The 14,587-nt window shown below is 59.6% G+C and carries 8 protein-coding genes and 1 riboswitch; of the genes, 3 read left to right on the top strand and 5 right to left on the bottom strand.

The annotated features are described in order from the left end of the window. Positions 1–85: 85 nt before the first annotated feature. Complete coding sequence (locus tag ACYCZJ_RS06185) at positions 86–3,142, top strand: ATP-binding protein (RefSeq protein WP_461553349.1); 3,057 nt, start codon at positions 86–88, stop codon at positions 3,140–3,142. 63 nt (positions 3,143–3,205) lie between these two features. On the opposite strand, the gene metH is transcribed toward ACYCZJ_RS06185, so the two are convergent. Further along, complete coding sequence (metH, locus tag ACYCZJ_RS06180) at positions 3,206–6,901, bottom strand: methionine synthase (protein ID WP_461553348.1); 3,696 nt, start codon at positions 6,899–6,901, stop codon at positions 3,206–3,208. Between the two features lie 106 nt (positions 6,902–7,007). Between metH and ACYCZJ_RS06175 the strand changes: the two genes are divergently transcribed. Together ACYCZJ_RS06175 and mgtA are read left to right on the top strand one after the other, a co-directional pair. Beyond that, positions 7,008–7,394, top strand: a complete 387-nt coding sequence (locus ACYCZJ_RS06175) for a rhodanese-like domain-containing protein (protein ID WP_461553347.1) — start codon at positions 7,008–7,010, stop codon at positions 7,392–7,394. Between the two features lie 405 nt (positions 7,395–7,799). After that, positions 7,800–10,565: a magnesium-translocating P-type ATPase gene (mgtA, locus tag ACYCZJ_RS06170; protein ID WP_461553346.1), complete on the top strand. Its 2,766-nt coding sequence runs from the start codon at positions 7,800–7,802 to the stop codon at positions 10,563–10,565. A gap of 15 nt (positions 10,566–10,580) precedes the next feature. Here mgtA and metF read toward each other — a convergent pair whose 3' ends face one another. The 4 genes from metF to metK form a co-directional block, all read right to left on the bottom strand. Continuing rightward, entirely contained in the window at positions 10,581–11,411 is an 831-nt protein-coding gene (gene metF / locus ACYCZJ_RS06165) for a methylenetetrahydrofolate reductase [NAD(P)H] (protein ID WP_461553345.1), read from the bottom strand. 8 nt (positions 11,412–11,419) lie between these two features. Continuing rightward, the gene (locus ACYCZJ_RS06160) at positions 11,420–11,767 is read right to left on the bottom strand and encodes a phage holin family protein (protein ID WP_461553344.1); all 348 of its coding nucleotides are present in this window, start codon (positions 11,765–11,767) and stop codon (positions 11,420–11,422) included. A 42-nt stretch (positions 11,768–11,809) separates the two neighbouring features. Continuing rightward, complete coding sequence (gene ahcY, locus ACYCZJ_RS06155; protein WP_461553343.1) at positions 11,810–13,228, bottom strand: adenosylhomocysteinase; 1,419 nt, start codon at positions 13,226–13,228, stop codon at positions 11,810–11,812. A gap of 35 nt (positions 13,229–13,263) precedes the next feature. Then, positions 13,264–13,340, bottom strand: a riboswitch (S-adenosyl-L-homocysteine riboswitch). A gap of 66 nt (positions 13,341–13,406) precedes the next feature. Beyond that, on the bottom strand, positions 13,407–14,570 hold the full coding sequence (gene metK, locus ACYCZJ_RS06150) for a methionine adenosyltransferase (RefSeq protein ID WP_461553342.1): 1,164 nt from the start codon (positions 14,568–14,570) through the stop codon (positions 13,407–13,409). Positions 14,571–14,587 lie beyond the last annotated feature (17 nt).

Genomic DNA, 14,587 nt, shown 5'->3' with positions numbered 1-14,587 from the left:
CGCAAAACGGGACAAAAAGCGGGACAAAAGCGGGGACTAAGCTGTTAGACTCAAGCGTGCAGGATGCTACGGAGGGCCAAGCGACATGGAGGACAGGACACATTCATTTGGTTACTGGTTGCGGCGCCGCCGCAAATCGCTGGATCTCACCCAGGAGGCGCTTGCCCAGCGGGTCTGCTGCTCGGGTTTCACCATCAGAAAGATCGAGGCCGACGAGCGTCGCCCCTCACGGCGGCTCGCTGAACGGCTCGCCGTATCGCTCGCCATACCCGAGGTGGAGCGGCGCGATTTCCTCGATGCGGCACGTGCGCTGCACGCCACGAACCGTCTGCAACTGGACCTCACGCCGGTCGGCGTCGGCGCGCGTACCGCTGCACCTGCCACATCGATTCTTCACCCGCCTGATTCGGCCATTGGCGCTGCGAGCGATACCGCGCCCTTCGTTGGTCGCAGTAACGAGTACGGCTTGCTAATCGGACTCATCGCGCGGCTCACCGCCGGCGCCGGGTACACCGTCCTGATCGAAGGCGAGCCAGGAATCGGCAAGAGCCGTTTGCTGCGCGAGGTCACGCGCTATGCGCACGCTCAGGACTTACCGACGCTCGCGACGAACTGCTACGAGATCGAACGCGCGATGCCGTACCAGCCCGTGATTGGCCTCGTGACGCGCGCGCTCGACCGCGTATCGGACGCGGTGTTGCGCGCCATGTCGCCCGTGTCTCTCGCCGAACTCGCCGCCCTGGTGCCCGAGGTTGGCGAGCGTATTCCGGACCTGCCGCAGTTGTCGAAGGATTTTCCCGAGGCGCGGCAGGCGCGCTTGTCCCGTGCCGTGGATCAACTGCTTGAGGCATCGCGAAGCGGTCGCCCGGCTGTTTTCATGGTGGACGACATCCAGTGGGCCGACGATGCCAGCGCGCAAGTGCTGCATTATCTCGCGCGCCACGCTGCGCAGCGCGCGGTGCTTGTGATCTACGCCTATCGTGACGAAGCTGTCGACAGCGACGAGCGGTTCGCACAGCTGGTTGAGAGCTTGCGCCGCGACACCGATGCGCGCCGTATGCCACTCGCCCGACTGGGTTATGCGGATACCGAGAGTCTGGTCGCGGCGCTCGCCGATGCGAACCTCGGTGTACCCGGCCTGGCCGAGCGCCTGCATCGCGAAACAGAAGGCAATCCGTTCTTCCTGATGTCGATCCTGCAATCCTTGAGCGATGGCGAGACGCAGCTGGAGCCGCACGCGAGCGGCGCACCGGGATTGCTCCCGGACGCGTTGCGTGCCGCCGTGCGCGTGCGACTCGCGCACGTGCCCAAGGCGATCAGGCCGCTGCTCGAAACCGCCGCAGTCCTCGGCCGGCGTTTCGACTTCGATACGCTTCTCGACGTGACACGCGAGCCCGAAGCGCCGCTGCTCGACGCGGTGGAGGCGTTCGTCAAGCGTCGTTTGCTGCGCGAGGAGCCGGAGGGCGGCGTATACGACTTCAGCCACGACAAGCTTCGCGAGGTGCTCTATCGTGACATCGGCGGTGCACGGCGCAGGCTGCTGCATCAGTCGGTGGCGGAGGCTCTGGAACGCCGCGGTGACGACGCAATGCACGAACGCGATGCCGAGCTGGCGGAACACTACGAGCGCGCACACGTCTGGTCGAAGGCGCTCCATTACCTGGTCCTCGCCGGAGAACACTCGCAGATGCTGTTCGCGATGCGCGATGCCTTGCACTGGCTGGATCGCGCGGTCGCGCTGTCCGAGGCGCACCCGGAATCGCTGGACGCGCGGCAACGCCTTGCGATCTACGAGCAGCGCGGTGCGGCGCGCGCACAGGCCGGACAGACCCAAGGTGCCGTCGTCGACATGCGCCGCGTCATTGATGTGTTGCGTGCCGGCGGCGAACGCGCAAAGACGCGTGACGCGCTGATCCAGCTGGGCATGGCCTATCGGCGCGCAGACCAATATGAAGAGGCGACGTCGTGCCTCACCGAAGCGCTGGCCGAGTCCCGCGCAATGAACGATGAGCGCCATGCGGCCGACACCCTTTATCACCTAGGGACGGTCGCGTGGAGCACCGGGCAGAACAATCAGGCAATCGGATTCCACCAACAGGCGGTCGAGATCTGCGAGCGCACGGGTTTCACCGATCTCGTCGCGGTGCAGGCTTATCATGGCCGCGGCGAGGCGCACTTCGCGAACGCGGAGCCCGCGGCGGCGATCGCGTGCTACACCCGCTCTCTCGCGCTGGCCCGCGGCATCGGCGACAAGAGTTACGAGTCCGAGAACCTGATGATGATCGGGCACGCCTGCATCGGGACCAGGGGACTCGGCGACTACCCGCGCGCCACGGCAAGCTTCGAGGCGGCGCTCGACATCGCGCGTGCCGCGGACTTGCAGTGGCATTTTGGACCCACGCTGCTCGGGCTCGACCATGCCCGGGCGTGCACCGGCCGCTACGGCGAAGCGTGGATTAGCATGCAAAAGACCCTGCACTGGCTCGAGAGTCTCAGTCAGGTGCGCTACCAGCTCATCGCCTTCGACTGCATCGGCCATCTCCTGCTCGACCTCGGCTTGAACGAACTGGCGGTCGAACACTTGGAGCACGGGCTCGCACTCGGGCGCGACACCGGCATTCTGTTCTGGCGCGCCGCGATCGACACACACCTTGTCGTCGCGCGGTCGAGGCTCGGGCAAAAGCTTAGTACGCAGGCGCTGCAGACCACGCTCGAACAAGCATGCCGCACTTCGGAGCGTTACATGATGGTCCGGTGTCTTGACGGGTTGGCGGAGATCGCACTCGCGGCGGGCGACGCGAGCCGCTGCCGCGCGTATGGTGGCGAGCTGCTCGCAATCGCCGAACCGAACGGCCTGCGCGAACTCGAGGCGGTCGCGCGACGGTGGCGTGGTGAAGCGATGTTGATGGAGGAAGAATACAGGGAGGCGCAGGTAGAATTGTCCCGCGCCGCTGCGCTGGCGCAGGATATCGGCCGTGTGCGACTACAGATGGATGTGCAGGCCGCGCTGGCTCGTCTGCTTGCTGCGCAGGGTCAGCGCGATGCCGCGCAGTGTCACGATGCCAAGGTGCGCGCGATTGCAGAGGCCATCGAGAAAAGTCTGGAATACTCCGGGCTCGAGGCGCGGCTCCGCATGAATTGACCGCCAGCATCTCTGACAAGGCCGGTAACGCTTTTTTTAAGGCGGCCTCAAAAGTCGCTGTCTTTATACTTCGCCGTCATAGCCCAGGTTGGGTGCCAGCCAGCGCTCGGCGGTTGCGATATCCCAGTCCTTGCGTTGCGCATAATCTTCCAGTTGGTCACGATCAATCTTGGCAACGGCAAAGTAGCTGGATTCCGGATGAGAGAAATAAAATCCGGACACGCTTGAGGCTGGCAGCATGGCGTAGCTTTCAGTCAGTTGCATACCGGTGTTTTCGGTGGCATGCAGCAGTTCAAATAACGCTGCTTTTTCGCTGTGCTCGGGGCAGGCTGGATATCCCGGCGCAGGGCGAATACCGCGATATTTTTCATCGATCAGTTCTTCGTCGCCAAGCGTTTCGTCGCCGGCATAGCCCCAGAATTCGCGCCGCACACGGGCGTGCATGCACTCGGCGAAAGCCTCCGCAAAGCGGTCGGCGAGTGACTTGAACAGGATGGCATTGTAGTCGTCCAGATTTTTTTCGTAGGCCGCCACACGCTCGTCCATGCCAAGCCCGGCGGTGACGGCGAAGGCGCCGATGTAATCTTTCACGCCGCTGTCTTTGGGTGCGATGAAGTCGGCCAGGCACATGTTCGGGCGGCCCGGCGGCTTTTCCATCTGCTGGCGCAGCGCATGGTAGGTCATCGCCACCTGGGTGCGCGTTTCGTCAGTGTAGATTTCGATGTTGTCGCCTACGCGGTTGGCGGGGAACAGGCTGATCACGCCGTTGGCGTGCAGCCAGTTTTCGTCAATGATGCGTTTCAGCATGGCCTTGGCGTCGGCAAACAGTTTGCGCGCCTCTTCCCCCACCACTTCATCCTGAAGGATTTTCGGGTAGCGTCCGTGCAGTTCCCAGGTCTGGAAGAATGGCGTCCAATCGATATAATGGGCGATCTCCGCCAGCGGGTAATTTTTGAATACTTGCAATCCCAGCTGTTTGGGAACCGGTGGCGTATACGCGCCCCAGTCGGTGACCAGCGCGTTGGCGCGTGCCTGCGCCAGCGTGGCGCGTTTGGATTGGGCGCGCTTGCCTTTGTGGCTTTCGCGGATGCGGATGTAATCGGCCTTGACCTCGGCCATGTAGGCGTCGCGCAGCTCAGGCGAGAGCAACTGCGTACATACCCCCACCGCGCGCGAGGCGTCTTTCACATACACGGTGGTGCCACTGTAATGGGGCTCGATTTTAACCGCGGTGTGGGCCAGCGAAGTGGTGGCGCCGCCGATCAGCAGCGGCAGCTTGATGCCGAGGCGCTCCATCTCTTTGGCGACGTGAGCCATTTCCTCCAGCGAAGGGGTGATCAGCCCGGACAGGCCGATAAAGTCGGCCTTTTCATCGATTGCGGCTTGCAGAATTTTGGCGGCGGGCACCATCACGCCCAGATCCACCACGTCGTAGTTGTTGCACGCCAGTACCACGCCGACGATGTTCTTGCCGATATCGTGCACGTCACCCTTTACCGTGGCCATGACGATCTTTCCCTTGGCTTCGGTGGCCACCCCGCTTAGCGCCTTTTCTGCCTCGATGAACGGGATCAGGTGCGCTACCGCCAGCTTCATCACGCGCGCGGATTTCACCACCTGCGGCAGAAACATCTTACCCGCGCCGAACAGGTCGCCGACCACGTTCATGCCATCCATCAGCGCGCCTTCGATGACGTGGATCGGGCGCGCTGCCTGCTGGCGCGCCTCTTCGGTGTCCTCAATGATGTAGGCGGTGATGCCTTTTACCAGCGCATGGGTGAGGCGTGCGCCCACTGGCGCTTCACGCCAGGACAAGTCTTCCACCAGTTCCCTGGCGGAGCCTTTGACGCTGTCGGCAAATTCCACCATGCGCTCGGTGGCGTCGGGGCGGCGGTTCAAAATTATATCTTCAACGTGTTCGAGCAAGTCGGCCGGAATCTGATCGTACACGCCCAGTTGCCCGGCATTGACGATGCCCATGTCCATGCCGGCCTGGATCGCATGATAGAGAAATACGGTATGAATCGCCGCGCGCACCGGCTCGTTGCCGCGGAACGAGAACGACACGTTGGATACGCCGCCGGAAATTTTCGCAAACGGCAAGGTGCGTTTGATCTCGCGCACCGCCTCGATGAAGTCCACCGCGTAGTTGTTGTGCTCTTCAATACCTGTGGCGATGGCAAAAATATTGGGGTCAAAAATGATGTCTTCAGGCGGAAAATCGAGCTGTTTGGTGAGGATTTTGTAGGCGCGCGCGCAGATTTCCACCTTGCGCGCCTGGGTGTCGGCCTGCCCCGCTTCATCGAACGCCATCACGATCACCGCCGCGCCGTAGCGCTGGCATAGTTTGGCGCGTTCGATGAACTCGGCCTCGCCTTCCTTCATCGAGATCGAATTGACGATGCACTTGCCCTGCACGCATTTCAGGCCGGCCTCAATGATCGACCATTTGCTCGAGTCGATCATGATCGGCACGCGCGCGATGTCGGGTTCCGAGGCGATCAGGTTGAGGAAGCGTACCATCGCTGCTTCCGCGTCGAGCATGCCCTCGTCCATGTTGATGTCGATGATCTGCGCACCCGCTTCCACCTGGGTGCGCGCCACTGCCAGCGCCTCATCGTACTGACCGTTGATGATGAGGCGCGCGAACATTTTGGAGCCGGTGACATTGGTGCGTTCGCCGGCGTTGACGAACAGATCGCCCTCACCCAGATTGAAAGGCTCCAGCCCGGAGATGCGCAGTTTTTTCTCGATCTCGGGGATCACGCGCGGCGGGTAGGTTTCCACCGCCTCGCGGATCGCCTTGATATGCGCCGGTGTGGTACCGCAGCAGCCGCCGATGACATTGAGCATGCCGGCCGCTGCCCAGGGGCGGATCTGATCGACCATCGCCGCCGGCGTTTCATCGTATTCGCCAAATGCGTTGGGCAAGCCGGCGTTGGGGTGGGCGGAGACAAAACAGTCCGCCTTGTTGGATAACTCCTCGACATACTGGCGCAGTTCGCTCGCACCCAGCGCGCAGTTAAGCCCGATCGACAATGGCCGTACATGGCGCACCGAATTCAGGAACGCCTCGGTGGTCTGGCCCGACAGGGTGCGGCCGGAGGCATCGGTAATCGTGCCGGAGATCATGATGGGCAGACGCAGCCCGTGCTCGTCGAAATATTTTTCCACCGCAAACAATGCAGCCTTGGCGTTGAGCGTGTCGAAAATGGTTTCCACCATCAGGATGTCCGCGCCGCCATCCACCAGGCCACGCGTCGCTTCGGTGTAGGCGACGACCAGTTCGTCAAAGCTGACGTTGCGATAACCGGGATCGTTGACATCCGGCGACATGCTGGCGGTGCGGCTGGTGGGGCCCAGAATACCGGCGACAAAGCGCGGCTTGTCAGGGGTTTTGGCCGAGTACTCATCCGCTGCGCTGCGCGCCAGTCTGGCCGCCTCGACGTTGAGCTCGTAGACCAGGTCCTGCATGTGGTAATCCGCCATCGAAATGGACGTGGCGTTGAAGCTGTTGGTCTCCAGAATATCCGCACCGGCCTCCAGATAGGCTGCGTGTATGGCGCGAATAATGTGCGGCTGGGTAAGCGCCAGCAGGTCGTTGTTGCCCTTCAGGTCATGCGGAAAATCGGCAAAACGCATACCGCGATAATCGGCCTCCTCCAGCTTGTAACTCTGGATCATGGTGCCCATGGCACCATCAAGGATCAGGATGCGTTTTTTGAGAGCGGCAAGGAGCGAATCAGTGCGAGTGGTCATGGCGGTATACGATACGGCGGAAAGGCGGTTATGATACGTGGAATCAGGGGCTTGAGCCAATGCGAATCGTAGGCTTTAGCGCCATTCATATTCAAGGAGGCGCTTAATGCAACACCTCAGCCCGAAAGATGCTCACTCGTTTCTACAGGCGCACCCAGATGCAGTATTCATCGATGTGCGTTCAGAAATGGAGTTCTTGTTTATTGGCCACCCGAAGGACAGCATCCATATCCCCTGGAACGAATTCCCTGATTGGGATGTGAACCCGAACTTTCTGGCGCAGGTGCGGCGTGCGACTTCGGTTGACCGTGCGCTGGTGCTGATCTGTCGCAGCGGCAATCGTTCTGCTGAAGCAGGCCTGTTTCTCGAACAGCATGGCTACACTGAAGTGTACAACGTACTGCATGGTTTTGAGGGGCCGCTTGACGATCATCATCACCGCGGGAGCCTTTCGGGCTGGCGTTTTGAAGGGCTGCCCTGGGAGCAGTGCTGAGCAACATAAAAAAGGTGCTTTTCAACGCTTTAATCCTGAGCTAACATGCGCGCTTTATTTAAACGGGGAGTCTTTGTGGGTACTAGTTCAGGTGACAGTTGCCGCCAGTGCATCACTGGCGATCGCCCGGTTAGATAACCCGCAGAATCTCCTCTGCCGCTATCTCGTCGAGCGCGAGAGGCGGTCAACCCTGGTCAATCTCTGACCGGTGTCTTTTACCTCCGACCCCCTACAACTTAGCTTGCGACTCTGAGCCAGCACGTGGCGCGGATTTCATTCTCGCGGCGCATGGTCTCATGCCTCATCGACTCGGTCGGGAGGCGCATGGGTCGACGTAAGCTGCGTGACAGCCTGCGACGACATAATGCGCGAACCCAGGTTGGTTGTCTCACGGAAGAAGAGAAAATGAACTTCACGATCCTGAAACGAGTTGTTACCGGACTGGTGCGTACCCGCGCCATGGGACGTCACTTTCGGCGCCGGGCCATACTTGAGGCGCTGACCGGTAGCGGGGTGAGCAATGAAGTACCCGCATCGCTGGCGCAGACATTGACAGCAGCTGCCAGAAGCGATGTCGATGCCCTGTTGGCCAGTCTGACAACTCACCCGGACGGGCTGACCGAACACGAAGCCGAAGCCATTCGCGAACGCGTAGGCAGCAACGAGGTTGAGCAGGAAAAACCCATGCCATGGTGGCTGCACCTATGGCACAGCTACAGCAATCCGTTCAATTTGCTGCTGACCCTGCTCGCGCTGGTATCTTATCTGACCCAGGACATGAAGGGCGCTATCGTCATCGCGACCATGGTGGTGTTGTCCACGCTGCTGCGTTTCTGGCAGGAGTCTAAATCCAATCAGGCGGCGGATAAATTAAAGGCAATGGTACGTAATACCGCCACGGTAATCCGTCGCGACCCGGTGGAAGAGGCGGCCGAGGAAGCACGCCTGTACTTCAATGCGGTGCTGCATCCGAAAGGCCCACGTCGTACTGAAGTGCCCATCAGCCAACTGGTGCCCGGCGATCTGGTGGTGCTGTCTGCGGGCGACATGATCCCTGCCGATTTACGCGTGTTGACCGCCAAGGATCTGTTTCTGAGCCAGTCGGCAATGACCGGCGAATCGCTGCCCGTGGAGAAATTTGCACAGCCGCGTAATCCGGCGATCACCAATACGCTGGATCTGGAAAATATCCTGTTCATGGGTACCAACGTGGTGAGCGGTGCAGCCAGCGCGGTGGTGGTAACGACGGGCAGCCGTACCTATTTCGGCGCATTGGCGCAGCGGGTAATGACCACCGACCGTGCGCCTACGGCATTCCAGACAGGGGTGAACAGGGTCAGCTGGTTGCTGATCCGTTTCATGTTCGTGATGGCACCCCTGGTACTGTTCATTAATGGCTTTACCAAGGGCGATTGGGTCGAGGCATTCCTGTTTGCATTGTCAGTGGCGGTGGGTTTGACACCGGAAATGCTGCCGATGATCGTCACTTCCACGCTGGCCAAGGGTGCGGTGATCCTGTCGCGTAAAAAAGTCATCGTCAAACGACTGGACGCGATTCAGAACTTCGGCGCCATGAACGTACTATGTACTGACAAGACCGGTACCCTGACGCAAGACAGGATTTTTCTGGCGCGCCACACCGACGTGTTCGGCGAAGTGTCGGACCAGGTGCTGCAGTATGCCTATCTGAATAGCTACTACCAGACCGGACTGAAAAACCTGCTTGATGTGGCGGTGCTGGAACACGCTGAGGTACATCGTGAACTCAATGTGGCGCAGCATTTCCGCAAAGTGGACGAAATCCCGTTCGATTTTCAGCGCCGGCGCATGTCTGTGGTCGTGTCGGAACGCGATGATCATCACGAACTGATCTGCAAGGGTGCAGTGGAAGAGATTCTCGGCGTGTGCAACCGCGTCCAGCACGGGGATGCGATCGAGCCGCTGACTGCCGAATTGCTGGAACAGGTAAACAGTCTCACCGCTGCCCTCAATGAAGAAGGCCTGCGCGTGGTGGCGGTCGCGATGAAAGAAACATCAGCCACCCAGAAAGTTTATAGCCTGGCGGATGAGTCCGGCCTGATCCTGGTGGGTTACATCGCTTTCCTCGATCCGCCCAAGGAATCGACTGCACCGGCGCTTGCCGCACTGCAGGCGTATGGTGTGGCAGTTAAGGTGCTGACCGGCGATAACGAACTGGTCACGGCCAAAATCTGCCGTGAGGTGGGTCTGCCGACGCAGGGGGTGGTCCTGGGCAGCCAGATCGAGGTGTTCAGCGATGCCGAGATGGCGGTCGCGGTGGAACAGCACAATGTGTTTGCCAAACTGTCGCCCGCGCACAAGGAACGCATCGTGCGCGCGCTCAAGTCCAATGGTCATGTGGTGGGTTTCATGGGGGATGGCATCAACGACGCGCCGGCTCTGCGTGCAGCGGACATCGGCATTTCAGTCGATACGGCAGTGGATATTGCCAAGGAAGCTGCCGACATCATCCTGCTGGAAAAAGGCCTGATGGTGCTGGAGCAAGGCGTGATCGAAGGCCGCAAGACCTTTGCCAACATGCTCAAGTACATCAAGATGACGGCCAGCTCCAACTTCGGCAATGTGTTCTCGGTGCTGGTGGCGAGCGCATTCCTGCCGTTTTTGCCGATGCTGCCATTGCAGCTGTTGCTGCAAAACCTGCTGTATGACATTTCGCAGATTGCGATCCCGTTCGATAACGTGGATGAGGAGCTGATAAAACATCCGCAGCGCTGGAATCCGGGTGAGATCGGCCGCTTCATGGTGTTTTTCGGGCCGGTCAGCTCGATTTTCGACATTACGACGTTCGGCTTGATGTGGTTCGTGTTCAACGCCAATAGCGTGGCGCATCAAACCCTGTTCCAGTCAGGCTGGTTTATTGAAGGGCTGCTGTCGCAGACCTTGATTGTGCACATGATCCGCACGCGCAAGGTGCCGTTTCTGCAAAGCCGCGCATCCTGGCCGCTGATCGCCATGACCGCAGCCATTATGGCGTTCGGAATTTTTATTCCGATGGGACCGTTTGCGCATTACCTCAGGCTGGAAGCATTGCCGTTGAGCTACTTTCCGTTCCTGATTGCAATCCTGCTGGGCTATGTCGTGCTGATCCAGGCGATGAAGGGGTTCTATACGCGCCGCTACGGCTGGCAGTAAGCAAGGGCTTGCCGACTACAACCCCAGCCGCTGCCAGATGGCAGTGGTGAGTGCTGCCTGATTCATGGTGTAGAAGTGCAGGCCCGGCGCGCCTGCCTTGAGCAGGCGCTCGCACAAATCGGTCACCACATCCAGACCGAAGGCGCGGATGGATTCGATGTCGTCGCTGTAGCCTTCCAGCTGCTTGCGCATCCAGCGCGGAATTTCAGCGCCGCAAGCATCGGAGAAACGCGCCAGTTGCGAGAAATTGCCGATCGGCATGATGCCGGGGACAATGGGAAGGTTCACTCCCAATGCAGAACATTCGTCAACGAAATTGAAATAGGCGTCGGCGTTGAAAAAATACTGGGTGATCGCGGAATTGGCGCCCGCGTCCACCTTGCGCTTGAAGTTGAGCAGATCGTCACGCGCGCTGCGGGCTTGTGGATGGTATTCCGGATACGCCGCCACTTCGATGTTGAACCAGTCGCCGGTTTCGCTGCGGATGAATTCCACCAGTTCGTTGGCGTAGCGAAACTCGCCGGTGCTGGCCATGCCGGAAGGCAGGTCGCCGCGCAGGGCGATGATGTGACGAATACCGTGCGTCCGGTATTCCTGCAGGATGGCGCGGATATTGTCATGGGTGGAGCCGATGCAGGACAGATGCGGTGCAGCAGCATAGCCCGCGCGCTGGATGTCGAGCACTGTTTCCAGCGAGTGATCGCGGGTGGAACCGCCGGCGCCAAACGTCACCGAGAAAAACTTGGGTTTCAGCAACGCAAGCTGATCGCGGGTGGCGCGTAGTTTGTCCATGCCTTCCGGCGTTTTGGGCGGGAAAAATTCAAAGCTGAAAGTACGTGTAGTCATATGCGAGTCTAATCCTTATTGCCGGGTATGAGTGCAGAGAGCACCCAGGCAATCACGCCATACAGGATGGCACCGACAAACGCGGTACCGAAATTGCTGACATGAAATCCCGGCAGCAAACTGCCGGCCAGCCAGAATAACAAGCCGTTCAACACAAAATAAAACAGGCCCAGCGTCAGCAGCGTAATCGGCAGCGTCAATAGGGCCAGCACCGGCCGCACCACGCTGTTGATCAAACCCAGCACCAGCGCGGCCACCAGGGCCCAGCCAAAACTGGCCACCTGGATGGCCGGCAGCAGGTAAGCAACTGCCAGCAAAGCCACGGCATTCAATAACCACAGTAACAATATACGCATTGTCGTTCTCCGGTTGTCGTATGTTTGCCGCCTTGATCCCGTTTAATAGCGGTAATGCGTTGCTTTGTACGGCCCGTTTTTATCCACGCCGATGTAAGCGGCCTGTTTATCGGTCAGTTCGGTCAATTGCACATTCAGCGTTTTCAATTGCAGGCGTGCGACCTTTTCGTCCAGATGCTTGGGCAGCGTGTACACGCCGATTGGGTAGTCGGCTGTACGGGTGAACAGATCGATCTGGGCAATGGTCTGGTTGGCGAAGGACGAACTCATCACGTAAGACGGATGGCCGGTGGCGCAACCCAGGTTTACCAAGCGGCCCTTGGCAAGCAGAATGATGCGTTTGCCATCCGGGAAAATCACGTGATCCACTTGCGGCTTGATTTCTTCCCACTGATATTTTTCGATACCGGCGACGTCGATCTCGTTATCGAAGTGGCCGATATTGCAGACGATGGCCTGGTTTTTCATTTTCACCATGTGGTCATGGGTAATGACATTGTAGTTGCCGGTGGCGGTGACGAAGATGTCGGCCTTGTCCACGGCGTAGTCCATGGTCACCACGCGATAGCCTTCCATGGCGGCCTGCAAGGCACAAATCGGGTCGATCTCGGTCACCCAGACCTGCGCGGACAGAGCCCGTAGCGCCTGCGCCGAGCCTTTGCCGACGTCGCCATAGCCTGCAACCACCGCGACCTTGCCTGCAATCATCACGTCGGTGGCGCGCTTGATGCCATCCACCAGCGATTCGCGGCAGCCGTACAGGTTGTCGAACTTGGATTTGGTCACCGAATCGTTGACGTTGATCGCCGGGAATTTCAGCTCACCGCGCTCAAACATCTGGTACAGGCGGTGCACGCCGGTGGTGGTTTCCTCGGTGACACCCCTGATTTGCGCCAGACGGGTGGAATACCACGTCGCATCAATGGCCAGTTTGGCCTTGATGGCTGCGAACAGCACGCGTTCTTCTTCGCTGCCGGGTTTGTCCAGCACACTGATGTCGGATTCCGCGCGCGTGCCCAGATGCAGCAGAATGGTGGCATCGCCGCCATCATCCAGAATCATGTTGGAATAACCGCCGTCCGGCCATTCGAAAATGCGGTGGGTGTAATCCCAGTATTCGGCCAACGACTCGCCCTTGACGGCAAATACCGGTGTGCCGGTCGCCACAATCGCGGCGGCCGCATGGTCCTGCGTGGAGAAAATGTTGCACGATGCCCAGCGCACTTCGGCACCCAGCGCCTGCAGGGTTTCGATCAGCACTGCGGTCTGGATGGTCATATGCAGCGAGCCGGTGATACGCGCACCTTTGAGCGGCTGGCTGGTGGCGAATTCCTCGCGGATCGCCATCAGGCCGGGCATTTCGATTTCGGCGATGTTGATTTCCTTGCGTCCCCAGCCGGCCAGCGACAGGTCGGCAATAACGTAATCGGGGGTAGTACTGGAATGGGTGACGGCGTTCATCACGCCCTCCTTTCTGTAATAAAGACCAAAAAAGCAAGACGTGAGCGCGGTTTCAAATTGAAACGCCTTGAGCCTGGCGGGATGGATACCCGTCGCAACGCTCCTCAAGGCTGGTTGGTAATTCTACCGCAGAGGGCGGGTTGAGGGCAGCAATTTTTGCTGCCCTCCCCTGAACGGCTTACAAGCAGGCATCCGCACGCAGTGCCTCGGCCTTGTCGACGGATTCCCAGGTGAATTCCGGTTCGTCGCGGCCGAAATGACCGTAACTGGCGGTGCGGGTGTAAATTGGCCGCAGCAGGTTGAGGGTCTGGATAATCGCTTTGGGGCGCAGGTCGAAGTGCGCTTCCACCAGCTTGGCAATTTTTTCGTCGGCGATTTTGCCGGTGCCAAAAGTGTTGACCATCAGCGATACCGGGCGTGCCACGCCGATGGCATAGGCCACCTGCACCAGGCACTTGCTGGCGAGACCGGCGGCGACGATATTCTTTGCCACATAGCGTCCGGCATAGGCGGCGGAACGATCCACCTTGCTCGGATCCTTGCCGGAGAATGCGCCGCCGCCGTGCGGCGCAGCGCCGCCGTAAGTGTCGACGATGATCTTGCGGCCGGTCAAACCGGCATCACCCATCGGGCCGCCGATGACGAAACGCCCGGTCGGGTTGACCAGATAGCGCACGTCGTTTTTGAGCAGATCGCCGGAAATCACCGGCTTGATGATTTCCTCGATGACCGCTTCTTCAATTTGCGCATGCGAGACGTCAGGATCGTGCTGGGTGGAAACCACCACCGTATCCACGTGTTGCGGAATGCCATCCACATAGCGGATGGACACCTGGGATTTGGCGTCCGGGCGCAGCCACGGCAAACGGCCATCCTTGCGTAATTCGGACTGACGCTCCATCAGGCGATGAGCGAGATAAATCGGTAGCGGCATCAATGAAGCTGTTTCATCGCAGGCATAGCCGAACATCAGCCCCTGATCGCCGGCGCCCTGGTCGAGGTCAAGACCTTCGCCTTCATTGACGCCCTGGGCGATATCCACCGATTGCTTGCCGAAGGTGGTGAGGACCGAACAGGTATGATAATCGAAGCCGATTTCCGAACTATTGTAACCAATGCGCTTGACCGCTTCGCGCGCCACCAGATTGTAGTCTACTGTGGCGTGGGTGGTGATTTCACCGGCGATCACCACCAGTCCGGTAGTGACCAGCGTCTCGCAAGCTACACGCGCATGCGGATCCTGGGTTAGAATCGCATCCAGTACCGCATCGGAAATCTGGTCGGCGACCTTGTCCGGATGACCTTCTGACACGGATTCCGAGGTAAAAATAAATTCTTTCATGGCACCATTCCGACATT

This window comes from Sulfuriferula sp. (assembly GCF_054605375.1).
Note: the sequence above shows the minus strand (reverse complement) of the source record. Positions and strands in the feature narration are given on the sequence as shown.

Bases quoted from the DNA above. Each gene is read 5' to 3' on its own strand.
- ahcY (WP_461553343.1), bottom strand. From the start codon at position 13,228: ATGAACGCCGTCACCCATTCCAGTACTACCCCCGATTACGTTATTGCC.
- mgtA (WP_461553346.1), top strand. From the start codon at position 7,800: ATGAACTTCACGATCCTGAAACGAGTTGTTACCGGACTGGTGCGTACC.
- metK (WP_461553342.1), bottom strand. From the start codon at position 14,570: ATGAAAGAATTTATTTTTACCTCGGAATCCGTGTCAGAAGGTCATCCG.
- ACYCZJ_RS06185 (WP_461553349.1), top strand. From the start codon at position 86: ATGGAGGACAGGACACATTCATTTGGTTACTGGTTGCGGCGCCGCCGC.
- ACYCZJ_RS06160 (WP_461553344.1), bottom strand. From the start codon at position 11,767: ATGCGTATATTGTTACTGTGGTTATTGAATGCCGTGGCTTTGCTGGCA.
- ACYCZJ_RS06175 (WP_461553347.1), top strand. From the start codon at position 7,008: ATGCAACACCTCAGCCCGAAAGATGCTCACTCGTTTCTACAGGCGCAC.
- metH (WP_461553348.1), bottom strand. From the start codon at position 6,901: ATGACCACTCGCACTGATTCGCTCCTTGCCGCTCTCAAAAAACGCATC.
- metF (WP_461553345.1), bottom strand. From the start codon at position 11,411: ATGACTACACGTACTTTCAGCTTTGAATTTTTCCCGCCCAAAACGCCG.